The 25,106-nt window shown below is 71.1% G+C and carries 27 protein-coding genes and 1 pseudogene; 14 read left to right on the top strand and 14 right to left on the bottom strand.

The window, feature by feature from the left end; genetic code table 11:
- Positions 1–17 precede the first annotated feature (17 nt).
- Entirely contained in the window at positions 18–296 is a 279-nt protein-coding gene (locus ACQPZF_RS02900; protein ID WP_433267931.1) for a hypothetical protein, read from the bottom strand.
- A 7-nt stretch (positions 297–303) separates the two neighbouring features.
- Positions 304–1,446 carry an acyl-CoA dehydrogenase family protein gene (locus ACQPZF_RS02905; RefSeq protein ID WP_433267933.1) on the bottom strand — a complete coding sequence of 381 codons (1,143 nt, stop codon included), beginning with the start codon at positions 1,444–1,446 and terminating at the stop codon, positions 304–306.
- 102 nt (positions 1,447–1,548) lie between these two features.
- Here ACQPZF_RS02905 and ACQPZF_RS02910 point away from each other — a divergent pair, with 102 nt between their 5' ends.
- From ACQPZF_RS02910 to ACQPZF_RS02925, 4 genes are all read left to right on the top strand, one after another.
- Positions 1,549–2,145 carry a TetR/AcrR family transcriptional regulator gene (locus ACQPZF_RS02910; RefSeq protein WP_433267935.1) on the top strand — a complete coding sequence of 199 codons (597 nt, stop codon included), beginning with the start codon at positions 1,549–1,551 and terminating at the stop codon, positions 2,143–2,145.
- On the top strand, positions 2,142–3,080 hold the full coding sequence (locus ACQPZF_RS02915; protein ID WP_433267937.1) for a carbohydrate kinase family protein: 939 nt from the start codon (positions 2,142–2,144) through the stop codon (positions 3,078–3,080). Before ACQPZF_RS02910 ends, ACQPZF_RS02915 begins: the two co-directional genes overlap by 4 nt.
- Positions 3,081–3,354: 274 nt before the next feature.
- Positions 3,355–4,668 carry a citrate synthase gene (locus tag ACQPZF_RS02920; protein WP_433267939.1) on the top strand — a complete coding sequence of 438 codons (1,314 nt, stop codon included), beginning with the start codon at positions 3,355–3,357 and terminating at the stop codon, positions 4,666–4,668.
- Between the two features lie 99 nt (positions 4,669–4,767).
- On the top strand, positions 4,768–6,039 hold the full coding sequence (locus ACQPZF_RS02925; protein ID WP_433267941.1) for a cryptochrome/photolyase family protein: 1,272 nt from the start codon (positions 4,768–4,770) through the stop codon (positions 6,037–6,039).
- Here ACQPZF_RS02925 and ACQPZF_RS02930 read toward each other — a convergent pair.
- From ACQPZF_RS02930 to ACQPZF_RS02940, 3 genes are read right to left on the bottom strand one after another with little or no spacing between them, the layout of a single operon-like run.
- A complete protein-coding gene (locus ACQPZF_RS02930) occupies positions 6,036–7,223 on the bottom strand; it encodes an ABC transporter permease (protein ID WP_433267943.1) in 1,188 nt (395 codons plus the stop codon). The two genes, ACQPZF_RS02925 and ACQPZF_RS02930, sit on opposite strands and share 4 nt — an antisense overlap.
- Positions 7,220–8,131, bottom strand: a complete 912-nt coding sequence (locus ACQPZF_RS02935; RefSeq protein ID WP_433267945.1) for an ABC transporter ATP-binding protein — start codon at positions 8,129–8,131, stop codon at positions 7,220–7,222. Before ACQPZF_RS02935 ends, ACQPZF_RS02930 begins: the two co-directional genes overlap by 4 nt.
- A 20-nt stretch (positions 8,132–8,151) precedes the next feature.
- Complete coding sequence (locus tag ACQPZF_RS02940; protein WP_433267947.1) at positions 8,152–8,412, bottom strand: helix-turn-helix transcriptional regulator; 261 nt, start codon at positions 8,410–8,412, stop codon at positions 8,152–8,154.
- Positions 8,413–8,606: 194 nt separating this feature from the next.
- Here ACQPZF_RS02940 and ACQPZF_RS02945 point away from each other — a divergent pair, with 194 nt between their 5' ends.
- The 6 genes and pseudogenes from ACQPZF_RS02945 to ACQPZF_RS02970 all read left to right on the top strand — a co-directional run bounded on the left by ACQPZF_RS02945 (position 8,607) and on the right by ACQPZF_RS02970 (position 12,448).
- On the top strand, positions 8,607–9,059 hold the full coding sequence (locus ACQPZF_RS02945) for a YbaB/EbfC family nucleoid-associated protein (RefSeq protein ID WP_433267948.1): 453 nt from the start codon (positions 8,607–8,609) through the stop codon (positions 9,057–9,059).
- A gap of 11 nt (positions 9,060–9,070) precedes the next feature.
- Positions 9,071–9,385: a type VII secretion target gene (locus ACQPZF_RS02950; protein WP_433267950.1), complete on the top strand. Its 315-nt coding sequence runs from the start codon at positions 9,071–9,073 to the stop codon at positions 9,383–9,385.
- Complete coding sequence (locus tag ACQPZF_RS02955) at positions 9,382–11,034, top strand: WXG100 family type VII secretion target (RefSeq protein ID WP_433267952.1); 1,653 nt, start codon at positions 9,382–9,384, stop codon at positions 11,032–11,034. Before ACQPZF_RS02950 ends, ACQPZF_RS02955 begins: the two co-directional genes overlap by 4 nt.
- 80 nt (positions 11,035–11,114) lie before the next feature.
- Positions 11,115–11,255, top strand: a pseudogene (locus ACQPZF_RS02960) (helix-turn-helix domain-containing protein); the annotation flags it as partial.
- Positions 11,256–11,276: 21 nt separating this feature from the next.
- Positions 11,277–11,597 carry a transposase gene (locus tag ACQPZF_RS02965; RefSeq protein WP_433274416.1) on the top strand — a complete coding sequence of 107 codons (321 nt, stop codon included), beginning with the start codon at positions 11,277–11,279 and terminating at the stop codon, positions 11,595–11,597.
- Entirely contained in the window at positions 11,594–12,448 is an 855-nt protein-coding gene (locus tag ACQPZF_RS02970; RefSeq protein WP_433267953.1) for an IS3 family transposase, read from the top strand. The genes ACQPZF_RS02965 and ACQPZF_RS02970 overlap by 4 nt, the downstream gene beginning before the upstream one ends.
- Positions 12,449–12,547: 99 nt before the next feature.
- On the opposite strand, the gene ACQPZF_RS02975 is transcribed toward ACQPZF_RS02970, so the two are convergent.
- Together ACQPZF_RS02975 and ACQPZF_RS02980 are read right to left on the bottom strand one after the other, a co-directional pair.
- A complete protein-coding gene (locus tag ACQPZF_RS02975) occupies positions 12,548–13,981 on the bottom strand; it encodes a glycerol-3-phosphate dehydrogenase/oxidase (protein ID WP_433267956.1) in 1,434 nt (477 codons plus the stop codon).
- The gene (locus tag ACQPZF_RS02980; RefSeq protein WP_433267959.1) at positions 13,978–14,553 is read right to left on the bottom strand and encodes a TetR/AcrR family transcriptional regulator; all 576 of its coding nucleotides are present in this window, start codon (positions 14,551–14,553) and stop codon (positions 13,978–13,980) included. Before ACQPZF_RS02980 ends, ACQPZF_RS02975 begins: the two co-directional genes overlap by 4 nt.
- A 16-nt stretch (positions 14,554–14,569) precedes the next feature.
- Between ACQPZF_RS02980 and ACQPZF_RS02985 the strand changes: the two genes are divergently transcribed.
- Together ACQPZF_RS02985 and ACQPZF_RS02990 are read left to right on the top strand one after the other, a co-directional pair.
- On the top strand, positions 14,570–16,186 hold the full coding sequence (locus tag ACQPZF_RS02985; protein ID WP_433267962.1) for an FAD-binding oxidoreductase: 1,617 nt from the start codon (positions 14,570–14,572) through the stop codon (positions 16,184–16,186).
- Positions 16,183–17,379 carry an amidohydrolase gene (locus ACQPZF_RS02990; RefSeq protein ID WP_433267963.1) on the top strand — a complete coding sequence of 399 codons (1,197 nt, stop codon included), beginning with the start codon at positions 16,183–16,185 and terminating at the stop codon, positions 17,377–17,379. The genes ACQPZF_RS02985 and ACQPZF_RS02990 overlap by 4 nt, the downstream gene beginning before the upstream one ends.
- Positions 17,380–17,386: 7 nt before the next feature.
- On the opposite strand, the gene ACQPZF_RS02995 is transcribed toward ACQPZF_RS02990, so the two are convergent.
- Positions 17,387–18,400: an NADP-dependent oxidoreductase gene (locus ACQPZF_RS02995; RefSeq protein WP_433267965.1), complete on the bottom strand. Its 1,014-nt coding sequence runs from the start codon at positions 18,398–18,400 to the stop codon at positions 17,387–17,389.
- Between the two features lie 38 nt (positions 18,401–18,438).
- Complete coding sequence (locus tag ACQPZF_RS03000) at positions 18,439–19,155, bottom strand: GNAT family N-acetyltransferase (RefSeq protein WP_433267967.1); 717 nt, start codon at positions 19,153–19,155, stop codon at positions 18,439–18,441.
- A gap of 35 nt (positions 19,156–19,190) precedes the next feature.
- Between ACQPZF_RS03000 and ACQPZF_RS03005 the strand changes: the two genes are divergently transcribed.
- Positions 19,191–19,595 carry a GNAT family N-acetyltransferase gene (locus ACQPZF_RS03005; protein ID WP_433267969.1) on the top strand — a complete coding sequence of 135 codons (405 nt, stop codon included), beginning with the start codon at positions 19,191–19,193 and terminating at the stop codon, positions 19,593–19,595.
- A 5-nt stretch (positions 19,596–19,600) separates the two neighbouring features.
- Here ACQPZF_RS03005 and ACQPZF_RS03010 read toward each other — a convergent pair whose 3' ends face one another.
- The 5 genes from ACQPZF_RS03010 to ACQPZF_RS03030 all read right to left on the bottom strand — a co-directional run bounded on the left by ACQPZF_RS03010 (position 19,601) and on the right by ACQPZF_RS03030 (position 24,268).
- On the bottom strand, positions 19,601–20,032 hold the full coding sequence (locus tag ACQPZF_RS03010; RefSeq protein WP_433267971.1) for a hypothetical protein: 432 nt from the start codon (positions 20,030–20,032) through the stop codon (positions 19,601–19,603).
- Entirely contained in the window at positions 20,029–22,791 is a 2,763-nt protein-coding gene (locus ACQPZF_RS03015; protein WP_433267973.1) for an FtsK/SpoIIIE domain-containing protein, read from the bottom strand. The genes ACQPZF_RS03010 and ACQPZF_RS03015 overlap by 4 nt, the downstream gene beginning before the upstream one ends.
- Before the next feature lies 1 nt (position 22,792).
- Complete coding sequence (locus ACQPZF_RS03020) at positions 22,793–23,044, bottom strand: hypothetical protein (RefSeq protein ID WP_433267975.1); 252 nt, start codon at positions 23,042–23,044, stop codon at positions 22,793–22,795.
- Positions 23,045–23,060: 16 nt separating this feature from the next.
- Positions 23,061–23,321: a hypothetical protein gene (locus ACQPZF_RS03025; protein WP_433267977.1), complete on the bottom strand. Its 261-nt coding sequence runs from the start codon at positions 23,319–23,321 to the stop codon at positions 23,061–23,063.
- A 134-nt stretch (positions 23,322–23,455) separates the two neighbouring features.
- Positions 23,456–24,268 (bottom strand): hypothetical protein, encoded by an 813-nt coding sequence (locus tag ACQPZF_RS03030; RefSeq protein ID WP_433267979.1) that lies wholly within the window; start codon positions 24,266–24,268, stop codon positions 23,456–23,458.
- Between the two features lie 65 nt (positions 24,269–24,333).
- Here ACQPZF_RS03030 and ACQPZF_RS03035 point away from each other — a divergent pair, with 65 nt between their 5' ends.
- Positions 24,334–25,080 (top strand): SDR family NAD(P)-dependent oxidoreductase, encoded by a 747-nt coding sequence (locus ACQPZF_RS03035; protein WP_433267981.1) that lies wholly within the window; start codon positions 24,334–24,336, stop codon positions 25,078–25,080.
- Positions 25,081–25,106: the final 26 nt, after the last annotated feature.

Genomic DNA, 25,106 nt, shown 5'->3' on the forward strand with positions numbered 1-25,106 from the left:
GCGACCTGGACCGCCTGTCAGGCCTCGGCCGGCGCGGTGGACGCCGAGCCCGCCCCGCCGACCGGGACCAGGGCTTCCGCCCGGCGGCCCGAGCGCGCCAGGTAGGAGCCCAGGTTGTGCAGGGCCTTGGCCAGGTCGGGCAGGAGTCGAGCGTCCTCTCTGGACGGACCGCGGAGGAGCGCCGCTGCTTCCCGCGCGCGGTGGCGGGCCGCTTTCAGGTCGCCGGAGTGGGCCGGCATCATGCCCAGGTTGATCAGCGCGCCCGCCAGCGAGGGCGAGCATCCAGGGTGGCGCACCCCGTTGTCAGCGGCGGAGTTCGCGGCCGATCACGAGGCGCTGGATCTGGTTGGTGCCCTCGAAGATCTGCAAGACCTTGGCCTCGCGCATGTAGCGCTCCACCGGGAAGTCACGGGTGTAGCCCGCGCCGCCGAGCACCTGCACGGCGTCCGTCGTGACCTTCATGGCGGCGTCCGTGCAGACCAGCTTCGCGATGGCCGCCTGCCGCGTGAACGGCAGACCGCGGTCCCGGCGGCGGGCGGCGGACAGGTAGGTGGCGCGGGCCGACTCCACCGCCGCCGCCATGTCCGCCAGCAGGAACTCCAGGCCCTGGAAGTCGATGATCGCCCGGCCGAACTGGGTGCGCTGCTTGGCGTACGACACCGCCTCGTCCAGCGCGGCCTGGGCCAGTCCCACCGCGCACGCCGAGATGCCGAGGCGGCCGGAGTCCAAAGCGGACAGTGCGATCTTCAGTCCGTCGCCCTCGGCGCCGATCAGGCGGTCGCGGTCCAGCGCCACGCCGTCGAACACGAGCTGTGCCGTGGTGGAGCCGGTCAGGCCCATCTTGCGTTCCGGGGTGGCGGCGGTCAGGCCTTCGGCGCGGCCGGGCGCGAGGAAGCAGCTTATGCCCTTGCTCCCGGTGTCCGCGGTGCGGGCCATGAGGGTGTAGAAGTCGGCCGTGCCTGCGTGCGTGATCCACGCCTTGGTGCCGTTGACGACGTACTTGTCGCCGTCGAACACCGCGCGGGTGGACAGGGCCCCGGCGTCGGAGCCCGCGTGGGACTCGGACAGCGCGTAGCCGCCGAGGAGGTCGCCCTCCACGATCTCCGGGAGCCAGCGCTCCCGCTGGGCCTCCGTCCCGAACGTCGCCAGGGCGTAGGTCGACATCACGTGCACCGACAGGCCCACGCCGACGGACATCCACGCGGACGCGATCTCCTCCAGCGCCTGGAGGTAGACCTCGTACGGCTGGGCGCCGCCGCCGAACCGCTCCGGGTACGGCAGGCCGAGCAGGCCGCTCTTGCCGAGCAGCCGGAACTTGTCCCTCGGGAACCGCTCGTGCTCCTCGGCCTCCGCCGCGTGCGGGGCCAGCTCCTCGCGGGCGATCTCGCGGACCAGTGCGATCAGGTCCTCGGCCTCGGTGGTGGGCAGCAGGCGCTCGGCGGGCATCGTCGACCTCCGGGACGGCTCGACCGTCAATGGTGAGTACTCTTGCCAGTACTGTAGGACGTACCGCAGTACTGGTGCCAGACCCTGTGGCAGAGTCTTTTCATGACCTCGATCGCGCGCAGGACCCTCACGCCACGGCAGGTCGACCTGCTGGCCCGGCTGGAGTCGCTGGTGCTCGCCGAGGGGTTCGCGCACTTCACGCTGGACGACCTCGCCGCGCGCCTGCACTGCTCCAAGTCCACCCTGTACGCGCTCGCCGCCAGCAAGGAGCAGCTCGCCGTCCGCGTCGTCGGCCGGTACTTCAAGGGCGCGGCCGAGCGGATCGAGCAGCGGGTGTCCGAGATCAAGGACGTGCGTGCCCGGGTGGGGACCTACCTGGCGGGCGCGGCGGACGAGCTGCGCCGGGCGTCCGCGCAGTTCATCGCCGACGTGTCGGCCTTCGCGCCGACCCGTTCGACCTACGAGCGCAATGCCCGCGCCGCCGCCGAGCGCATCCGCTCCTTCATCCAGGAAGGTGTGCGGGACGGGGTGTTCCGGGAAGTCCATGCGACCCTCGTCGCCGAGATGGCAGGGCTGCTCATCGAAGGCATCCAGACCGGTGTGCTGACCCGCCGGGCCGGGGTGTCCGACGCCGAGGCGTTCACCGCGCTGGGCGAGCTGCTGCTGGACGGGCTACGCAGAGAACGGAGCCAGGCGTGATCGTCGTCGCTGGTGAGGCGCTGGTCGACCTCGTGCCCACGGCCGGGGGGAACCTCGCGCCGCGGCTGGGCGGCGGGCCGTACAACGTGGCAGTCGCCGCCGGGCGGCTGGGAGCGCCGGCGGGTTTCCTGTCCCGGCTGTCCACCGACCTGTTCGGCGACCGCCTGATCGAGCGCCTGCACGCCGCGGACGTGCGCACCGACCTGGTCCAGCGCGGCCCGGAGCCCACGACGCTCGCCGTGGTCGGCCTCGCCGAGGACGGGTCGGCGCGGTACGCGTTCTACGTCGAGGGCACGGCGGACCGGCTGGTCACCGATCCGGGACCGCTGCCGGCCGAGGTGCGGGCGGTGTCGTTCGGCACGCTGTCGCTGGTCCTGGAACCGGGGGCGAGCACGTACGAGCGGGTGCTGTGGCGGGAGGCCGAGCGGGGCGCGCTGACCGTGCTGGACCCGAACATCCGCGCCGGCCTCATCCACGACCCGCCGGCCTACCGCGACCGGTACGACTCGTGGCTCGCGCACGTCGGCCTGCTGAAGGTCTCCGTCGACGACGCCCGCTGGCTGGCCGAGCTGCCCGAGGACGCGCCCGAGGCGGACGTGCTGGACGTCGTGCGCGACTGGCAGGGCGCCGGGCCCGCGGCCGTCGTGCTCACCCGCGGCGGCGACGGACTGGCCGTGCTCACCGGTAGTGGTGAAGTGATTCACGTCCCACCCACTCCAGTGACGGTGGTGGACACCATCGGGGCGGGGGACACCGTGCAGGGCGCGCTGCTGGCGTGGCTGCACGACCACGACGCGCTGTCCACCGAGGCCGTCCGCGGTCTGGACGGCGGGAAGTGGGCCCGGGCGCTGGCCTACGCGGGCGCGGCGGCGGCCATTACCTGCTCCCGTGCCGGAGCGGAACCGCCGTTCAAACGCGAGCTGGAGATGACCTAGCTCTCACCCGCCGTGAGGTGGAGAAACACGGTGAACGGGCTACGGTGGGGGATGCACGCTAGCCATCCGTGCATCCGCGTGTGATGCCGGTCCCACCTCGCAGAATCGGTGCACGCCGCGGCTGTGGAGCGGGTTGGCCGCCGACTAGCGTGGCACAACTGACAGGACCCCAACGGGGTGGTGCTGCGGTGCGGGACGCCTCACAACGTCCGCGTGCGCGCGCGTGCGAGAACCCGCACGAGGCCACCCCGCCCTAGCGTGAGAGGGACTCTGAATGCCCGACGCGACGACTGCGCCGAACGACACCCGTACCGTCGCGCTGCGCCATCAGGGCGGAGAGCACGAGATGAAGGTCGTGCCGGCCACCGAGGGTGCGTCCGGTATCGATCTCGGCAAGCTCCTGGCCACCACCGGCCTGGTCACCCTGGACAGCGGGTTCGTCAACACCGCGTCCTGCTCGTCCGAGATCACCTACATCGACGGTGACGCGGGGATCCTGCGCTACCGCGGCTACCCGATCGAACAGCTCGCCCAGCGGTCGAACTTCAACGAGGTCAGCTACCTGCTGATCTATGGCGAGCTGCCGACGCAGGCGCAACTGGACGAGTTCTCGTCCAAGATCAGCCGACACACCCTGCTGCACGAGGACCTGAAACGGTTCTTCGACGGCTTCCCGCGCGACGCGCACCCGATGCCGGTGCTGTCCTCCGCGGTATCCGCGCTGTCCACGTTCTACCAGGACAGCCTGAGCCCGTTCGACGCCAACCAGGTGGAGATCTCGACCATCCGGCTGCTGGCCAAGGTGCCGACCATCGCGGCGTACGCGTACAAGAAGTCGGTCGGCCAGCCGTTCCTGTACCCGGACAACTCCCTCGGGCTGGTGGAGAACTTCCTGCGGATGACGTTCGGCTTCCCGGCCGAGCCCTACGACGTGGACCCGGACCTGGTCCGCGCGCTGGACCTGCTGTTCGTGCTGCACGCCGACCACGAGCAGAACTGCTCCACCTCCACCGTCCGGCTGGTCGGCTCGTCCGAGGCCAACCTGTTCGCGTCCATCTCGGCCGGCATCAACGCCCTGTTCGGCCCGCTGCACGGCGGCGCGAACAGCGCGGTGCTGGAGATGCTGGAGAAGATCCGCGCCGAGGGCGGCGACGTCGCGGCCTTCGTGCGCAAGGTGAAGAACAAGGAGGACGGCGTCCGCCTGATGGGCTTCGGGCACCGGGTCTACAAGAACTACGACCCGCGCGCGGCGATCATCAAGAAGACGGCCGACGAGATCCTCGGCAAGCTCGGCGCGGACGACCAGCTACTGGACATCGCGAAGAAGCTGGAGGAGACCGCGCTCGCGGACGACTACTTCATCGAGCGCAAGCTGTACCCGAACGTGGACTTCTACACCGGCCTGATCTACCGGGCGATGGGCTTCCCGACGAAGTTCTTCACGGTCCTGTTCGCGCTGGGCCGCCTGCCCGGCTGGATCGCGCACTGGCGCGAGATGATCCAGGACCCGGCCACCAAGATCGGCCGCCCGCGGCAGATCTACGTGGGCGCGCCGGAGCGCGAGTTCGTGCCGGTCGAGCAGCGCTGACGTTCCGCGACGCCAAGGCCCGTGCCCCGTTCGGGGTGCGGGCCTTTCGCCGTTCCGCTCTGTCGTGCGAGGTGGTGCGGCGGCTCCTAGGGTCGGCCCGTGGACTCCTCTACCGTCGTCTGGTTCCGGCGTGACCTGCGGGTGGCCGACCACCCCGCGTTGGCCGCGGCGGCCGGCCGGGCTCGGCGCGGGCTGGCCCTGTTCGTCCTGGACCCCCGGCTGCTGAAGGTCGCGGGCCGGCCGCGGGTCGACTTCCTGCACCGGTGTCTGCGGTCCCTGGACGCCCGGCTCGGCGGGCGGCTGATGGTGGTGTCCGGTGATCCCGTCGACGTGGTGCCCGCTGTCGCGCAATCCGTTGGGGCGTCGTCGGTCCACGTCTCGGCCGATGCCGGTCCTTATGGGCGGCAACGGGATGCGGCGGTGGCGGAGAAGACCGAGCTGGTGCGGGTCGGGTCTCCCTACGCCGTGACGCCGGGCCGGGTGGTGAAGGCCGACGGGACGCCGTACCGCGTGTTCACGCCGTTCCGCCGGGCGTGGCTGGAGCACGGGTGGCGCGGGCCCGCCGACACCGACGAGTCCACTGTGGACTGGATCGAGCCCGCTCAGAGCGAGGAGCTGCCGGACGCCGAGCCGCTGCCGGATGTCGCCGGGCTGTGGGCGAGGTTCCGCGACGAACGGCTGCCCGACTACGCGCGGGACCGCGACCGCCCCGATCTCGACGGCACCAGCCGGTTCTCCCCGTTCCTGCGGTGGGGCGTGGTGCACCCCCGCACCCTGCTGGCCGACCTCGGCGACGACGACGGCTCGAAGGCGTACCGGTCGGAACTGGCCTGGCGCGACTTCTACGCCGATGTCCTGTGGCACCAACCGGAATCCGCGCGGCGCAACTACGACCGGAGGTTCGACCGGATGCGGTTGGACGCCGACCGCGGCCGGTTCGAGGCCTGGTGCGCGGGCCGGACGGGGTACCCGCTCGTGGACGCCGGGATGCGGCAGTTGCTCGCGGAAGGCTGGATGCACAACCGCGTGCGGATGGTGGTCGCGAGCTTCCTCGTCAAAGACCTGCACCTGCCGTGGTGGTGGGGCGCGCGGCACTTCATGGAGCACCTGGTGGACGGCGACCTGGCGTCGAACCAGCACAACTGGCAGTGGGTGGCGGGCACCGGCACCGACCCCGCGCCGTTCTTCCGGGTGTTCAACCCCGTCACGCAGGGCGAGAAGTTCGACCCGAACGGCGACTACGTGCGGAAGTACGTGCCCGAACTCCGCCACGTCGCGGGCAAGGGGGCACACCGGCCGCGCAACCCGATCGTCGACCACGCGCACGAGCGCCAGGAGGCCCTGGCGCGGTACGGGGAGATCAAGGACTAGCGGAGCACCTCGCGCAGCTTCACCCGCGAGCCGGTCCGCAGCACGGCGTTGGCGTAGACCTTGCCGCCGAGCCAGGTGATCGCCGCCACCGCCCCCAGGGCCAGCACGATCGCCAGCAGCACCTGCCACGTCGGCGCCACGCCCATCGCCATCCGGCCCGGCATCAGGATCGGCGCGAACGGCGGCAGGACGGACAGCACCGCCACCAGGGTGTCCGACGCGTCCTGGATCATCAGGTTGATGCCGACCACGAACGCGATCACGATCGCCATGCTGATCGGCGTCAGCACCGACTGGAGCTCTTCCTGGCGCGACACCAGCGACGCCGCCGCCGCGAAGATGGTGGCGTACATGAAGAAGCCGAGCAGGTACCAGAGCACGCCGGTGGCCAGGGCGCCGCCGGCCACGGCGGTCACGTCCAGCACGCCCGACACCGACGACAGCACCAGGCCGATGCCGCCGATCAGCAGCAGTTGCAGCAGGCCGACCACGCCGAGGCCGATCACCTTGCCCAGCAGAAGCTGCCACGGCCGCAGCGTCGCCAGCAGGATCTCCACCACGCGGCTGGACTTCTCCTCCACCACGCCCTGCGCGACCATCGTCCCGTACACCAGCAGCGAGTAGTACAGCAGCACGGCGATCACCAGGCCGATCGCCAGCCGTTGCCCCTGCTGGTCGTCCTCCGGCGCGAGCGCGACCACGTCGACCTGCGCGCGTTCGACGTTCCGGGCCGCCGTGACCGGGTCCACGCCCGCCTCGGCCAACTGCGCGCTGAGCACCTGCTGCTTCACGATCAGGTTGATCGAGTTGCGCAGCTCGTCGTCCAGCCGGTCCTTCACCACCACGCGCAGGGCGTCCGGCGCGCCGGTCACCAGCGCGTCCAGCTCGCCCGCCCGCACCCGTTCCTCGGCGGCGGCCACGTCGGGCACGTCGACGGTGTCGATGTCGCGCCCGAAGGACTTCGCCGTCTGCTTCAACGGTTCCGCCAGCACGGTCGCCTGGCCGCTCAACGCCACCGTGGCCCGGCCCGCGCGGTCGATCAGCACGGTCTGCAGCAGCACGTACCCGGCCAGCACGGCGACGATCACCAGCGTCCCCCACAGGAACGACTTGGTGCGCACCTTGGCCAGGAACTCCCGCCGGGCGACCAGGAACACCGCCCGGCTCGGGGTCAGGGTGCTCATGCGAAGCGCTCCTCGGTCACCACGCTGCGGAAGAGTTCGGTCAGCGACGGCCGTTGCCGGGTGAACTCGCGGACCGGGCCGGTGGCCAGCGCCGCGTGCAGCACGGCCTGGTCGTCGGCGTCGGGCGCCAGCTCCAGCACGAACCGCGTGCCCTCGACGGACGCCGTGCGCACGCCGGGCACCGCGTCCGCCCAGCCCTCGGCGGCACCCGGCGCGTCCACGACCAGCTTGGCCGCACCGCCCCGGCGGAGCTCGTCGACCGAGCCGGACGCCACCAGCGAACCGCTGCGCACGATGCCCACCCGGTCGCACAGCCGTTCCACCAGGTCCAGTTGGTGGCTGGAGAACACCACCGGCACACCGGCGGACGCCTTCTCCCGCAGCACGGCGCTCATCACGTCCACCGCCACCGGGTCCAGGCCGGAGAACGGCTCGTCCAGCACCAGCACGTCGGGGTCGTGCACCAGCGCCGCCGCGAGCTGCACGCGCTGCTGGTTGCCCAGGCTCAGCTTCTGCACTTCGTCGCCGCGCCGGTCGCGCAGGCCGAGGCGGGCGATCCAGTTCTCCGCCGAGCGGTGGGCGTCGTTGGTCGGCACGCCGTGCAGCTCCGCCAGGTACACCAACTGGTCGAGCACCTTCATCTTCGGGTAGAGGCCGCGCTCCTCGGGCATGTAGCCGATGCGCCGCCGGGTCTCCAGCGTCACCGGCGCGCCGTTCCAGCGCACCTCGCCCGCGTCCGCCGCGAGCACGCCGAGCGCGATCCGCATGGTCGTGGTCTTGCCCGCCCCGTTGCTGCCGACGAACCCGAACAGCTCACCCGCCCGGACGTCGAACGTCATGTCCCGCAACGCGACGACCTCGCCGTAGCGCTTGGAGACGCGGTCGATCTCCAGCACCCCCTGTGCCACGGTCGCACTCCTCCTGTCGGTCAACTTCCGTAGACCTGCTTCGACAGCGGCACGAACGGGACGCGGCTGAACACCGCCTCCACCGGGAGGTCGAACACCTCGCAGATCCGCATCGCCAGGTCCAGGCTGGGGTAGTGGTCGCCCCGTTCCAACGCGCCGATCGTCTGGGGATTGACCTCCACCGCCCGTGCCAGCCCCACTCTGGTCATGCCCCGCTCGGCCCGCAGCACCTGGATCCGGTTGTGGATCCGCCGCTCGGGCCCCCGGCGTGCCGGACTCATGTTACGAAGTGTTGCGAAAACCCAACAGAACGGCAAGTAAACAATTCACACAATAGTCCGAACGGCGGTATCCAGACCCGGCGTGCCCGGAAATCACGATTCGGTGAAACGATACGTGCCCGGGAACCGAATCGAACGACGACCGGTCGAATGTGTCGTGGGCCGCAAGCCCCGTTGCCTGGAGGGGTGACTCTATGGAGCCGATGGAGCCGGACCAGTGGCTCGCGCAGTACGGCCAGAAGATCGAGCAGGCCAAGCAGAACGCCGAGCAGGCGAAGGACCAGCTCGGCGGCGTCGGCGGCAGCGCCACGTCACCGGACGGCCTGATCACGGTGACGGTCAACGCGTCGGGCGCGCTGACCAACCTCATCCTGCGGCCGGCACTGCGCGGTGAGGACCCGGAGCGCGTCTCCGGAGCGATCATGACCGCGGTCGGCCAGGCGCAGCGCGCCGCCGCCGGCCAGGTCGTGCAGATCATGAACGACTTCGTCGGGGACGGCCCGGCGCTGGACTTCGTCAAGGCGAACATGCCGAACGGCTATTCGGGTGACGGAACCGATCCGGTGGAACCGGAGCCGGAGATCCAGCGTCGTGACACCAGGCCCGACGACGACTACTTCACCAATCCACCAGACGTGATGGCCTGAGCAGGGGGTAGATGTCCATGGTTGTGTCGTTCAACGTGAGCCCGGAGGAGATCCGGGCGCACGCCGGCACGGTCGACCAGCTAACGCAGCGGATGCTCTCGGCCACGAAGACCGCGGACCCGTCGCTGTCGACCGACGCCTTCGGGGTCTTCGGCTCGTTCCTGGCGGCGTTCCTGCTCAAGACGGCTGGTGTGTCCCAGGACATCCTCGGCCAGGCGACCGAGACCGTCGCCGACATGTGCCAGGGCCTCAAGGAGGTCGCCGAGCTGTACGAGAACGTCGATCTCGACAACGCGTTCGGGTTCAGCGGAAGGGCACGGGGATGAACGCCCAGGCGACCACTCAGGGGCGCGACCCGTCCCACCTGATCGGTGACGTGCAGGGCACCGTCGCGGCCGTCGAGCGCGGCGACTGGGTGCAGGCGGGCCTGGGCATGGCGAACACGGCCCTGGGCATGGTCGGCCTGGCGTCCAACCCGCTGTCGGGCTTCCTGTCCGCCGGGTTTAGCTGGGCCATCCAGCACGTGGACTTCCTGCGCGAGCCGTTCGACGCGCTGCTGGGCAGCCCGCAGGCCATCCAGAAGATGTCCGAGAGCTGGGCGTCCGCCGCCAAGCAGATCGAAGGGATCGTCGCCGACTACCGGCGCACCTCGGTCGAGGAGACGCGCGGCTGGCGCGGGCGCTCCGCCGACGGCTACCGCGCGGCGAGCAAGAAGCACGCCAGCGGGCTGGAGACGCTGGCCAAGGCGGCGCAGGGCATCTCGGGCGCGGCCAAGGGCGCGGGCGAGCTGGTCGCCACCGTGCGCAAGACCATCATGGACCTGATCAGCCAGGCCGTGTCCGACATGGTCATGAAGATCATCCAGTGGCTGGCGGCGTCGTTCCTGACCTTCGGCGCGGCCATCGCGGCGGCGATCTCGGACATCGTGCAGCTCGCGGTGAACTACGCCAAGAAGCTCGCGGACTTCCTCCAGAAGCTCGGCAACTCGCTGAAGAAGCTGATCGACCTGATCAAGTCGGTGCAGCAGATCGCGTCCACCGCGAAGCAGATCCTCCAGGCGATCACGGCCATGACGCACTCCAACAAGGGCGCGGGCGGCGGCGGCGCGGGTCCGCGCAACTCGCAGGGCGGCCTCGGGCTCACCGAGGAGCAGTTGGCGAACATGGACCGCAACGCGCGTGACCGCTACGCGAACGGCGGTGGCAGCGGCGGTGGCGGGAACACCGACACCAGCGGCTCCCCGAACGCGGGCCCCGTGGTCAGCCGTCCGCCGTCGTTCGGCGGGCAGCAGGGCGCGGACGGCGTCGGCGGCACGGGCGGCGGTACCTACCCCGGCGGCGTGTCGGCGGGAGGTCCGTCGGTCAGCCGTCCGCCGCAGGTCGGCTCCGGCGGTTCCGGTTCCGGCGGCTCGGGTTCCGGTGGCTCGGGTTCCGGTGGCCACTGGGAGCCGGGCCGGTGGGTGCCGGCGGGCGGTTCGACGCCCCTTCCGCGCGCCAACCCGGTCCCGTTCCCGACCGGGCCGCGGGACGTCACGCACGCGACCAACACGACCACGGGCGTCGTGCCGCCCGTGCGTCCGTTCGCCACGCCCGACCTGCCGAGCACGGCCGGTGGTGGCGGTGGTGGTGGCGGGATTCCGGGTGGCGGCGGTGGTGGTTTCGCCGGTGGTGGCGGGATTCCCGGTGGTAGCGGCGGTGGCGGCGCCGGTGGCGCGGGCCAGACGTTGCAGGCCGGCGGTTCGTCCGGCGTGGCTCCCGCTGGTGCGGGCACTGCTCCGGGTGCGGGTGGCGGTGCGGCCGGCGGCGGTGGCCGTGGCGGTGCCGGCGGCGGCGCGATGGGCGGCATGATGGCGCCCCCGATGGCGGGCGCGCCGGGCCAGGGCGACGGCAAGGACCACCAGCGCAAGGTCCGCCTCGAAGGCGAGCCGCTGGTCGAGGAGCCGCCGAAGGCGGCGAAGCCGATCATCGGCGAGTGAGACGAAGGGGGACCTCCTGGGTGAACCGCTCCCCAGAAGTTGGACTGGGAATCCAGTTCCGACTTCCGGGGAGCGGTTTGGTGCATCCACGAAGTTCGTTGTCCGAGGGGCAGCGGGAGTCCGCTGTCGGGTCGTTCGAGGCCGGGTATGGTCCGAAGGCTGTGGCAACCCGGTTGGGTGTGTCCAGGGCCGCGGTGCGACGCTTGCATGATCGTTGGAGGTTGAGAGGCGCGGGAGCGCTGATGAACAATCCGGGCAAGCGGTCGTTCACGTTCGAGTTCAAGCTCGGGGTCGTGCGCCGGTTCGTGGCGGGTGAGGCGACCGCGGCCGAGCTGGCGCGCGAGCACGACCTGTCCTCGTCCAAGCTGGTCGAGAACTGGGTGCGGGCGTATCGGCGCGAGGGAGAGGAAGCGTTGCGCCCCAGGCGGAAAGGCCGGCCCGCGGCGCCACCGGCTTCGGAACCGGATGAGCTGGAACGGTTGCGGGCCGAGAACCTGCGGTTGTCCGCGAAGGTGGCCTACCTGGAAAAATTGCGGGCCTTGAGGGAGCAGGGGCGAGGGTGAAAACCCAGGTCATCGCCGCCCTCAAGGCCGACTACCCGCTGCCGGTGCTGCTGGCGGTCGCCGGCCTGGCCCGGTCGACGTTCTTCCATCACCAGGCCCGGCTCACGCGACCTGATCCGCAGGCCGGGCTCAAGACCGCGATCATCGAGGCGTTCGAGGCCGCCCGTGGCCGCTACGGGCATCGGCGGATCCACATCATGCTGATCCGTCAAGGCCGGCAGGTGGCCAAGAAGACCGTGCTCAAGCTGATGAACATCCTCGGCCTGGTCTGCGAGGTCCGGCGGCCACGCCGGTATCGGTCCTGGCTCGGGCAGACCGGCACGACCGCCGAGAACACGCTGAACCGCCAGTTCACCGCATCGGCGCCGGACACGAAGTGGGTCACCGACGTCACCGAGTTCCGCATCGGTGACCGCAAGCTCTACCTGTCCCCGATCATCGACCTGTTCGACCGATCCGTGATCGCTTACTCCTGTGGCCCGTCGCCAACGCTGGAGCTGACCAACTCTTCACTCCGCGAGGCGATCGCCACCCTGCCCGCCGGCACCTCGCCGCTGGTGCACTCCGACCAAGGGTTCCAGTACCAGCACGCCTCCTGGCGGAAACTGCTTGACGACGCGGGCCTGACCCAGTCGATGTCACGGCGGGCCAACTGCCTGGACAACTCCATAGCCGAGAACTTCTTCGGCCACCTCAAGGAAGAACTGTTCCACCACACCAAGTTCGACACCGTCACCGAGTTCACCACGGCGCTGGACGAGTACATCGACTGGTACAACACCACCCGCATCTCGACCACGCTCAAGGGCCTGAGCCCGGTCGAGTACCGAGCCCAGGCCCTCACGGCCTAACCTTCAGTTAGCCAGTCCAACTTCCGGGGACCAGTTCAGGGCGGGAGGTCCCCCTTTGCTTTGCCTGCTCCGGATTGGGAAAAGTTCCGTGTCGGCCGTTCATGCCAGAGCGGCGAGTTCCTCCGCGATCCGTTGGCGCGCTTCGGCTTCCCTTTCCGCGCGATCGGCGGGCACCAGTCCGATCCGCGTCCGGCGGTCGAGTACGTCGTCCGCGTCCAGAGCCCCCTCGTGCCGCACCGCCCAGGCGAACTCGCCGATCTCGGCGACCTGGTGGGCCTCCCCGCCGTACCGGGCGACCAGCTCCGCCGGACCGTGCGCCGGACCGGAACCGATGAGCGGCAACGACTTGGTGCGTGACTTGACCGTCGTGAGGCCGGTCGCGTCCACCGCGTCCGCCGCCATCCGCCGATACGTGGTGAGCTTCCCGCCGACGACCGTGGTGACACCGCCCTCGGTCAGCACGGCGTGCCGGCGCGACAGGTCGGCGCTGGGCCCGGCCCCGGTGTCCAACAGCGGACGCAGGCCGGCGAAGCTGCCCAGCACCTCGTCGTGGGTCAGTTTCCGTTCCAGCACCGAAGAGGCGACATCGAGCAGGAAGTCCACATCGGACGGTGGAACGGTCGGCACGTCCGGGATCGGACCGTCCACGGGCTCGTCGGTCAGCCCCACGTAGACCCGGCCGTCCTGCTGCGGCAGCACGAGCGCGTAGCGGTTGCGCTGCCCCGGGACGGGCACGGTCAACGCGGTGCGACCGAGACCGAGGGTGTCCGCGCTGAGCACCAGGTGCGAGCCCCGCGACGGGCGCAGCTTCACGTCGGCCAACCGGCCCGCCCACACGCCGGCCGCGTTCACCACGGCCTTCGCCCTGACGACGAGGCTTTCCCCGGTCTGGCCGTCCACGATCCGCGCGGTACGCCCGTGCAGGCCGGTGACCTCGGCCCTGGTGATGATCCGCGCACCGAACCCCGCCGCCGTGCGGGCCAGCGCGACGACCAGCCGGGCGTCGTCGACGAGCTGCCCGTCGAAGCTGAGCAGCCCGCCGCGCAAGTCCTTCCCGCGCAGACCCGGCGCGAGCGCGAGAGCTTCGACCGCCGGCACGTGACGAGGACCGGGCAGGACACGGGACGGGGTGCCCGCGAGGCGGCGCAACACGTCGCCCGCCCGCAGGCCCGCCATCACGACCGGGTCGTTCGCCTTGCCGTGCAACGGAATTAGCTGCGGCAGAGTGCGGACCAGGTGCGGCGCGGTGCGGGTCATCAGGACCCCGCGCTCCACCGCGCTCTCGAACGCCAGCCCGATCTCGCCCTGCGCCAGGTACCGCAGACCGCCGTGGACCAGCTTGCTCGACCAGCGGGACGTGCCGAACGCCAGGTCGCGCGCCTCCACCAGGCACACGTCCAGGCCGCGCGAGGCCGCGTCCAAGGCGACCCCCGCGCCGGTGACGCCACCGCCGACGACCAGCAGGTCGACGGTCCCGTCCGCCACCTCGGCGAGTTCCCGGCGGCGACGGGCCGCGTTGAGCGACGTGCTCACGACAGGGCCGCGTCGAGGAAGTCGGCCAGCTCGGCGAGCAGTGCCTCGAAGTCCAGGTCGGTGGTCGCCGGGCGCACCGACAACACCATCGACTGGGTGGTCAGCAGCACCAGGCGGGCCTGCGCGGCGGAGTCGCCGGGCCGGATCGAGCCGTCCGCGTGGCCGGCCTCGATCTGGCTGAGCAGGAACGCCTCCACCAGCCGCTGCGTGCTGCCCAGGCGTTGCACGAGGTAGGGCAGCATCAGCTCGGCGTCCAGGTCGAGCACGCGGCGCATCAGCGGGTCGGCGGCGAGCAGCCGGATGCCCGCGATGGCCCGGCCAACCAGGCACTCGCGGGCGTTGGCCCCGTCCGGGCCGGGCTCTTCGACCCGGCGCAGCAGCGCGCCGAACTCCCGGGTCATCAGCGCCCGGACGAGCGTGCGGACATCCGGGAACCGGCGGTACAGGGTCATCCGGCTCACGCCGGCGCGTTTGGCGATGTCCGTCAGCGTGGTGCGGCGGACACCGACCTCGACCACGCAGTCGCGGGCCGCGTCGAGGAGGGCGTCATCACTGTGACGTTGAGACGTCATGTGTAACACTGTAGCGGTGACCGAGCGCATCGACCACACCCTGCGGGGCAGGTGGACCCCGACGACGGGGACGCTGCCGCCGCACGCCCTCAAGTGGCTCCGACAGCGGGCCGGCCTGCCGGACGTCACGACACCCGCCCGCACGCCCTCCGTGCCCGCGACGGCGTTGTCGGACGCCGCGCACTCCGCTCTGGACGCCGTCGTGGGCCCCGGTTACGTGCGGGTGGACCGCGACTCGCGGCTTGGGCGGGCCGGAGGCCTGTCGTACCTGGACCTGTTGCGGCAGCGCGGGGACGGGACGTTGGCCGTGCCCGACGCCGTGGTGCTGCCGGCGACACCGGAGCAGGTCGTCGACGTGCTGCGGACCTGTGCCGATCACGACGTGGCCGTGGTGCCGTTCGGCGGTGGCACGTCCGTGGTCGGCGGCGTGGCGGCGCTGCGCGGGGACAAGGCGGCGGTGATCGCGCTGGACCTCGTGCGGCTGGACAAGCTGGTCTCCGTCGACCCGTTGTCACGGATCGCCGTGGTGCAGGCCGGCGTGCCCGCGCCGGAGGCCGAACGACTGCTGGCTCCGCACGGGCTGACCATCGGGCACGTGCCGCAGTCGTACGAACGCGCCACCATCGGCGGTTTCGCGGCCACCCGGTCCGCCGGGCAGGCGTCGTCCGGGTACGGGCGGTTCGAGGACATGGTCCAAGGCGTCCGGCTGGCGACACCGGTCGGGGAATGGCGGTTGGGCGCGGCGCCCGCGTCGGCGGCCGGGCCGGACCTCAAGCAGCTCGTGATCGGCAGCGAGGGCGCTTTCGGTGTCATCACGGAGGTTTCGGTACGCGTGCGGCCACGGCCGGTGGTCGAGCGTTACGAGGGCTTCGTGGTCGACGGCTGGGCGCGCGGAGCCGCTGCCGTGCGGTCGTTGGCGCAGGGTCGGGTGCTGGCCGACGTGACCCGGCTGTCCGATGTGGACGAGACCGAGGTGTCCTTGGCACTGGCAGGTGGCTGGAAGACCACCGCGCTGAGGGCTTACCTCAGCGCGCGCAAGGTCAAGGACCCCTGCCTGCTGATCCTGGGTTGGCACGGGCAATCCGAAGACGAGGTCCGCCGACGGCGCAGGGAGACGTTGCGGGGGTTGCGGCTGGTGTCACTGGGCCGGGTGCTCGGCGAGGCGTGGCGGCACGGGAGGTTCAACGGGCCGCGCCAACGGGACACCCTGATGGACCTCGGCGTGTGCGTCGAGACGCTGGAGACGGCCGCGCACTGGTCCCGGGTGTCCGAGCTGCGCACCGCGGTGCGGGACGCCGTGACCGACGCACTGGGCAGGTGCATCGTCATGTGCCACATCTCGCACGCATACGAGACCGGCGCGTCCCTGTACTTCACGGTGCTGGCCGCGCGGGACGCGGGCGACCCCATCGGCCAGTGGCAGGTCGCGAAAGCCGCCGCGAGCGAGGCGATCGGCGGCGTGGGCACGATCAGCCACCACCACGCCGTTGGGGCCGACCACGTCCCGTACCTGGAGGCCGAGATCGGCGGCCTGGGCATCGAGGTGCTGACGTCGGTCAAGCGCACGCTGGACCCGACCGGCGTGCTCAACCCTGGCAAGCTCATCCAGAGCGGGCTAGCTTCACCCGGGTGACCGGTGATCTGCTGATCCGCTCCGTGCGGCCGTGGCCCAACAGCCTTGACGTGCCGCCCGTGGACATTCTCTGCTCGGGTGGCCTGGTGGCGTCGATCGGGGCCACCCTGGACGCGCCTCCGGGCGTGCCCGTGGCGGACGGGAAGGGCGGCGTCCTCCTGCCGTCCTTCACCGACGCGCACGCACACCTCGACTCGACCCGCCTGGACCTGCCGTTCCGCCCGCACAGCGCCGGGACGGGCCTCAACGAGCTGATCGAGAACGACCGCCGCAACTGGCGGACGGCCGAGCGCGGCGTCGCCGAACGGGCCACGCACACGCTGGGCCGGACCATCGCGAGCGGAGCGACCCTCGTGCGCAGCCACGCGCAGGTCGACGTGGACTCCGGCCTGGAGAAGCTGGAGGGCGTCCTGGCGGCCCGCGAGGCGCACTCCGGCCGTGCGTCCGTGGAGGTGGTCGCGTTCCCGCAGTGCGGCATCCTGCGCGAGAAGGGCACCGCCGACCTGCTGGAGGCGGCCCTGCGAGCCGGGGCGGACCTGGTGGGCGGCCTGGACCCGGCGGGCTACGACCGAGACCCGGCGCGGCACCTGGACGTCGTGTTCGACCTGGCGGACAAGCACCAGCGCGGGGTGGACGTGCACCTGCACGACGCGGGCTCGCTGGGCGCGTTCCAGGTCGAGCTGATCTGCGAACGAGCGGCGGCCCTGGACATGCGGGGCCAGGTCACCATCAGCCACGCCTTCGCGCTGTCCACTGTGGACGCGGACCGCCAACGCGAACTGGTGGACCTGCTGGCCGAGCACGACGTCGCGGTGACCACGGTCGCACCCGGCGCACGGGAGCCGCTGCCACTGCGGCAACTGCGGTGGGCGGGAGTCAGGCTGGGCCTGGGACAAGACGGAATTCGCGACTACTGGTCCCCCTACGGCAACGGCGACATGCTGGACCGGACGTGGCAACTGGCCTACCGCAACGGCTTCCGGCAGGACGCGCTGATCGAGATGTGCGTGGACATCGCCACCCGGGGCGGCGCGTCGGTGATGGGCCACACCCACGGCCTGACGGAAGGCGCACCAGCCAACCTGGTGGTGGTGCCAGGGGACACGGTGACCGCGGCCGTGATGGACCGCGCCCCGCGGACGCTGGTGGTACACGGCGGGAACGTCGTGGCCGCCGGGGGAGAACTGCTTTAACCCCGGACTACAGCGCGACCAGGGCTTTCCCCAGGTTTTCACCCGACAGCATGCCGATGAAAGCCGACGGGGCCTCGCTCAGACCACCCTCGGTGACGGTCTCCCGGTACTTCAATTGGCCTGCAGCGATCCACCCGCCGACCGAACGCGCGAACTCGTCCTGCAAATGCGCGTGATCACTCACCAGGAACCCGCGCAAGGTCAACCGCTTGCCCACCGCCAGCCCCAGGTTGCGCGGCCCCGGAGGCAATGTGGACGCCGTGGCGTTGTAGACCGAGATAGCCCCGCACAAAGCGGCACGCCCGTAGAGGTTGAACGAGTCGATGGCCGCCTCCAGATGCTCACCACCGACGTTGTCGAAGAACACGTCGATACCCTCCGGGGCGGCTGTGGCGAGCTGCTCCTTGACCGGCCCGTTCCGGTAGTTGAACGCGGCATCGAAGCCGAGTTCATCAAGCAGGTACGACACCTTCGCGTCAGTACCGGCACTGCCGATCACCCGCCGGGCACCGCGCAACCGGGCGATCTGCCCCGCAACCTGCCCGACCGCCCCCGCCGCGCCGGACACGAACACCACGTCGCCTTCCTTGAACGACGCCACGTCCAGCAGCCCGGCGTAAGCGGTCATCCCGGGCATACCCAGCACACCCAGATAAGCGCCCAGCGGGGCGTCACCCACCTTCGTGGCGTGCGCGCCGCCCACGACCGCGTACTCCCGCCAACCCAACCCGTGCAGCACCTTGTCGCCGACCGCGAAGCCCTCGACGTTGGAGACCACGACCTCGCCGACCGCGCCACCGTCCAGCGGCCGGCCGATCTCGAACGGCGCGACGTACGACTTGACGTCGTTCATCCGACCCCGCATGTACGGGTCGACGCTCATCACCAGGTTCCGGACCAGCAGCTCACCGTCGACCGGCGCAGGCACCGGAGCCGAGACGAGTTCGAAGTTCTCCGCTGTCGGAAGGCCCTGGGGGCGGGACGCGAGACGGATCTCCTGCGCGGTGCGAGGCACGGTCATGCTCCCGTCAACCGGACGTGGTCAGCGGAGTGTTCCACTCAACCGGTGTGACCTGCGTCTCGTAGCGCGGACACGCTCCGGTACACGTACCCGAGCCGTTCGTACACCTTGATCGCGGTCTGGTTGTGCGCGTCCACCATCAACGCGCAGGCCCCGGACTCCGCCAGCAGGGCACTGGTCAGGAACGCGCAGAGGCGCGTGGAAAGGCCCAGGCCCCGATGATCGGGATGGGTGGCCACGCCGGCGATGAACCCGATGCCCGGCGCGGACCAGGCGTCCGCCCCGACCGCGATGAGCGTGCCGTCGTCCGCGTGGATGCCCGTCCACCGGCGCGGCCCCGGCTGGTACGGCCAGACGTACGAGTTCGGGCTCGCCTTGCGCAGCAGCGCCTCCACGTCGTCCCACTCGTCCTCGTGCAGCCAGCCGAGGTCGGGCGCGTCCAGCGAGCCGGTGCGCTCCATCCAGCCGAACGTCGCCGTCGTTGGGAAGTCCGGCAGCTCGGCGGCCAGCTCCGTGGTGACCAGTGGCCGCACGCCGGGCCGCTGCCGGGCGCGCAGGATCACCGCGACGTCCTCGGCGGGCCCGGCGAGCACCAGGCGGTCGTACCGGTTCAACGCCGGCGTGAGCACGCCCACCGCGTCGCCGTGCGCCCACGCCACACCACCTCGACCGGGCAGGAGGCACTGGGCCGCCCAACCGGCGAGCAGGTCCGGGTTCGCCGCCGCCACCTCGTCCGGGGTCCGCAGAACACGCATGACCGCATCATCGCCGACGGGCTAGCCTCACCCGCATGGACATCCGGCGGGTGACGTCGCCCGACGCCGTGACAGCGGCGGCACACCTGTTCGACGACCCGCCGCGGGCCGACGCGACCCGCCGGTTCCTCGCCGACGAGGGCCACCACCTGCTCATCGCGTACGTGGACGACCAGCCCGCCGGCTTCGTGTCGGGCGTCGAGACCACGCACCCGGACAAGGGCACCGAGATGTTCGTCTACGAACTGGGTGTGGACGAGCCGTTCCAGCGCCGGGGCATCGGCCGGGCCCTGGTGGACGCCATGCTGGCGCTCGCCGGGGAACGCGGCTGCTTCGGCGCGTTCACCGCGACCGAACCGGACAACACCGCCGCCCTGGCGACCTACGCCCGCACCAACGCCGACACCGCGGCCACGGTGTCGCTGTCCTGGACGTTCTGAACGGCTCAGGCCGAGCCCTTGCGGAACAGCAGGCCGCGTTTCTGCGACGTGTCCTCCAACGCCTGGTAGGCCACGTCCATCGCGATCAGGTAGTCGCGCTGGTCCCGGGGAGGCACCGACTCGTCCGGGTCGGGGACCGGGCTCATCCGCATCCACCGCTCCTCCCACAGCAGGTCGACCGCCGCCTCCCAGAGCAGCCGCACGCCGGCCTGCGCCAGCTTCTCCTGCTCGATCAGGTCGGCCATCCGGTCCTGCGACGCGGCCAGCCGTTCCAGCAGCTCCCGCACCCGGTCGCGGTCCGCGTCGCGCATCCGCTCGACCGACTCGCCGGCCAGCGCGGCGACCTCCTTGTACCGCTCGACCGCCGAGACCGCCGCCGCTTCCGGCACGCCGTCCCCACTGCGCTGCGCGGGCACCACCGATGCGTGGCTGATCATGATTCCTCCCCGGTGTCGAACGGGATGACCACCTGCGGACGGGAATGCTCGAACCGGTCGAAGAACAAACCCCGACGAGGTCGCGGCGACCACGCCATGACCTGCTCCGGTCCGAACGACAGCAACTCCTTGCCCTGGATGTCGAACGCCAGCCACGCGCCGATGTCGTCGTACACGCCCGGCGGCAGGCTGTTCTTCAGCCGCTGCGCGCCGCGCCACCAGCCGAGCAGGTGGGTGCGGTTCTCCGGGCCGTGCTTGAGCACCGTGCGCAGACTGTCCATTCCGGACACGCGTGCGGTGTTCTTGTTCTCCAGCAGGGTGTGCGCGCCGTCGACGGCGTACACGACCAGGTAGTGGGGTGGGAGCGGCGCGCCGGTCTCGCCGGTGATGGACGCGGTGAGCCGGGCCGCCGTCGTGTCCAGCAGGGCGCGGATGTTGTCCAGCCCCAGCAGGTCCACCGAGTGGCCCGCGTTCTGCAGTTGCTTGCACAGCTTCTCCGCGTACGGCCAGGCGTCCTCCGCCAGGCACGCCAGGCTGAACTGCGCCGCCGTCGGCTCGTGTTGGCGGGCGAGGGACAGCGCGGCCCCGCCGAGCACGGCCGCCGCGTCCTCGGCGAGCGAGCCGAGCACCGCGATGTTGCGTCCGGGTGTGCGGGCGAACCGCACCTTGGCCGCGCTGCCCGCCATGTCGATGACCTGGCCCAGCAGCACGGTCGGGTTCCGCTCACCCGGTTTGAGCGCCTGGAAGTCCGGGAGTGCCTGCAGGTTCGGCACCTTGCTGCCGTCGAACAGGATCGGCTCGGCGAGGTCCGCCGGGCGGCGGGCGTGCAGCTCGGCCTGGAGCCGGTCGAACGTGCCCCGGCCGGTCGCGTCCGGGATGCGCGCGATCTCGTTGCCCGGCCGCACGCCGGACTCGTGGTTGACCACCGCGTGCCAGCGCGGCAGCTCCACGGCGGCGTCGTTCTGCGGCTCGGCCAGCACCCGGCGCGCCTTGGGCAGCGCGATGCGCACGGTGAACTGCTCGAAGATCGCCGACTTGCCCCAGAAGCCCTCGATGCCGGACACGTCCTGGCTGGACAGCACCAGGTGGATGCCCTGCGACCGGCCGCGCCGGGCCACGTCCTCCAGTAGCTGGGTGGCCTGCGCGGTGACCTGGTCGCGTTCGCCGAACAGGTACTGGAACTCGTCGACCACCGCCACGATCCGGGGCCACCGGCCGTCCGGGTCCTCCTCCCGGAGCTGCTCCAGCTTGGTGACCTCGTGCAGCTTCGCCGCGTCCGCGCGCCGGCGCATCTCGTCGGCCAGGAACCTCAGCAGCGCCACGCCGAACTCGCGGTCGGTGTTGACGTTCACGCCGACCAGGCGCGCGTGCGGCAGCCACGTGGGGTCCTTGCGACCCGGCGCGAACTGCGCGAACGACACGCCCTCCTTGAAGTCCAACAGGTACAGCTCCAGCTCGTCCGGGTGGTAGCGGGCGGCGAGGCTGCCCAGCATGGCGTACAGGAAGTTCGTCTTGCCCGAACCGCTCGGGCCGCCGACCAGGGCGTGCGGCGAGGTGTCGCCCAGCGCCACGTGCACCGGCTCGCCCTCGTCGTAGCCGACCGGCGCGACCACGCCGGCGGCCGAACTCTCCCGCCAGAGGCCCTCCGGCAGCAGGTCGGCGAACGTGCTCAGCCGGGTGCGGCGCTCCTCGCGCTTCTCCGCGATCGCGGCGCACGCCCGCGGCACCTGGTTCTGCGGGAACTGCGGGTCGAGCGCCACCGTGACGTGCTTGCCGGTCATGGTGGTCGTCGCGGACTGGTCGGCGGCGATCGTCACGGTCTCGATCGGCGAGTTCACGGTGACCGGGATGTCCACGATGATGAGCTGCACGCCGCAGGCCAAACCGTTGCGCGCCACCCGTTGCAGTTGCTGCTGGTGCTCCTCCTTGAGCGCCTGCCGGTTGCCGAACAGCACGGCCACCCGCCACGGCTCGGTCCGCCGCCCGCCGACCGACCGCACCGACTGGTGGCCCTCCACCAGCACGCCGGTGTGCACGCGCCGGATGTGGTCGGACAGCTCGTCCAGCAGCTCGTGCAGCCGGGCCGGGTCGTGCACGGTGAGCAGTCCGGCGCGGGTCAGCGGGTACAGGCCGGGCAGCGAGCCGGTGAGCTGGTTGACGTCCCACACGTGGACGTGCACCAACCCCGGCTGGAAGTAGCTGACCAGCCGCAGCAACAGGTTCTCCACCACCGCGTCGGCCGCCTCGCGGCTGTCCGGAGTGGACACCACGTGCAGGTGCGAGTGGTCGAGCAGCGGCACGGCCACCGGGAACGTCTGCGGCTCCGGCGCGGCGCGCACCACACCCGTGCCGATGCGCCACAGCTCCGGCACGCCCGCGCTGCCGTCCTCCGTGCCGGGTTGCCCGAGCCACCTCTCCGGCGGCCACGACGCGGGGCCCGGCGCGACCGCGTTCACCAGGGCGGTCAGCCGACCCGGACCGCGTTCGGACCACTCGCGGAACGCGTCGACCCGGTCGATCATCGTCCTGGCGAGCTGCTGCTCGAACTTCTCCTTCTTCAACGCCTTCGCGAGCAGCGGGTCGGCGAGCGCGCGGTCGACGCCCTCGCCGCGCAGCATCACCTCGAACATGTCGCGCGCGCGGTCGTCCGCGAGTTGGCGCAGCTCGCGCGAGGCGTTGCCCAAGGTCGCCGCGACCGCCCGGCGGAACTCCTCGAACGCGCCCTCGATCCTCCTCCGACGCTCGTCGCGCCTGCTCACGTCACAGCTCCACGGCCAGCCGCTGGACCAGGTCCAGGCTGCCGACGATCAGGTCGAGCTCGTCGGCGAACCGTTCACCGGCCTTGACGAACGCGGCGGGGACCAGGGACTCGTGGTGGTTGGCGCTCGCCTCGGTGAGGAGGCCGACCGCGTCCTCCAGCGCGGCCTGCGCCTCGCGGACGCTCCGATAGGCATCGCGGAGCAGCTCGCAGCTCTGTTCCAGCGCGAGCCTGATCTCGCCGACGGAGGTCACGTCGCACCCTTCGTGGTCACAGCCGGTTGTTGATGCTTTCGGCCTGCGAAATGCCGGCGCTGAGGAACTTCTGCAGGTCGGTGACCCCGCTCGCCACTTCCGCGAATTGCGCGTTCGCCTGCTCCACATCGGCCTGGACGCTGCCCTGGGTCGCGGTGCTGAGCAGCGCCTGGGCGTCTTCGGCCAGGTCAGCGGCTTGTTGCAGGGCCTGTGCGCTCTGGCCTGCCTTGTCGACGGCCTGGGCGATCGCGGCGCGGACCTCTTCGATGCTGGCCATGTCGGATCCCGACCCCTCCTATAACGCTGGAGTTCCTATAGTTGAAAGTAGTACCGAAAGACGCACGTTTCACAAGCAAGATCGGCTGACCGGGTGGTAATGAAAACCACTCGATCGGATCATCGATGTCGATCTCAGTCGGGCACCGTCCACACGAATGCCGAGGCCGGTGTCGCGGTGAGTTCCAACGCGGTGATGCCGGCCTCCGGGGCGGGTGCGGCTGACCAGCGCGTTACCGCCGACTCGCCGGACCACTCCACGGGCGTCCACCCCGATCGGCCCAGCGACGACACGGCGTCGAGTAGCGCGACCGTGGGCGAATTGACACTCGATCCGAGATCGATGTTGACGCTCAGTAGATCCCCCTGTGGAGCCACTCGGGTGATCTTGCCACTCCGCGCGACCCGACTGGCTACCGCCCGCGCCTGCCACTCGGCCCCGGCCGACCGGTCGGTCGCCACGTCGACCCGCAACAGCAGCCGGGTACCCGCCTCGGGCTCGGGCCGAACCTCGGCGGCCGGCTCCGGCCGGGCCTCCTGCCGCTGCGGATCACCACCCGCCCACGCTTCGACGAGGAGCCGTTCCGCGCCCGGCACGAGCCCGTCCAGCAGCGGCTGGTCCTCCAGCACGGTCCACGCGGTGGGCGGCTCGCAGGCGACGCGGGGCATCGGGAACTCGTCACCCAGCGACCGCACGAACATCCGAACGGCCCTGGCCAGCGCCCCGGCGACGTTCTGCGTGGCCCGCTCGCCGCTGGTCAGGCTGACCGTGACGGACCAGCAGCCGGGCTCCTCGTCGGAGCAGTCGCCGGCCTCCACGACCCGCCCGCCGACCCGACGCAGCAACCCGCCACAGGCCGCCCTCGCCTGCCGCTCGTCGTCCGCCCCGACCACCACGGTGATCAGCAGCTCCAGCTCTTCTCCCACCATCGCGGGCAGATTGTCCATGAACGCGGTCGTCCGGTCTCCCCCGGCTTGACCTGGAGTGCGCTCCAGCGTGTTGGCTGACCCCCATGACGAACAAGCTGGAGGGCAAGGTCGCGCTGGTCACCGGAGCGTCGTCGGGCATCGGGGAGGCCACGGCGGTCGCGTTGGGGAGGGCCGGGGCGGTCGTTGTCGTGGCCGCGCGGCGGGTGGAGCGGTTGGCCGCGGTGGAGGAGCGGTTGGCGGCCGAGGGGGTCAAGGCGTTGGCCGTGGAGCTGGACGTGACGGACGAGGCGGCCTGCCGGCGTGCGGTGGAGCGGACCGTCGGGACGTTCGGCGGGTTGGACGTCCTGGTCAACAACGCCGGGGTGATGCTGCTCGGCAACATCGAGGGTGCGGACACCACCGACTGGACGCGGATGGTGTCGACAAATCTGCTCGGCGTCATGTTCCTGACGCACGCCGCGCTGCCCCACCTGCTCGACCGGCGCGGGTCCGTGGTGCAGGTGTCGTCCACCGCCGCGCGGGTGGTGCGGCCGGGGACCGGGGTGTACAACGCGACCAAGTTCGGGCTCAACGCGTTCAGCGAGTCGTTGCGGCAGGAGGTGACCGCGCGCGGGGTCCGGGTGGTCGTGGTCGAGCCGGGGGTGGTGGAGACCGAGCTGCGCGAGCACATCACCGACGCCGCGGCGCGGGCGAGCATCGACCAGCGGATCGCGGGCTTGCGGCAGCTCAAGGCAGAGGACATCGCCGACGCCGTGCTGTACGCCGTGGGGCAGCCCGAGCACGTGGCGGTGAACGAGATCATGGTGCGGCCCACCGACCAGACGTGGTGACCGGCGCTCCGCGCCTGCTCAGCCGT

Source organism: Actinosynnema sp. CS-041913, from assembly GCF_050942485.1.
In the GTDB taxonomy this organism is placed as follows: domain Bacteria; phylum Actinomycetota; class Actinomycetes; order Mycobacteriales; family Pseudonocardiaceae; genus Actinosynnema.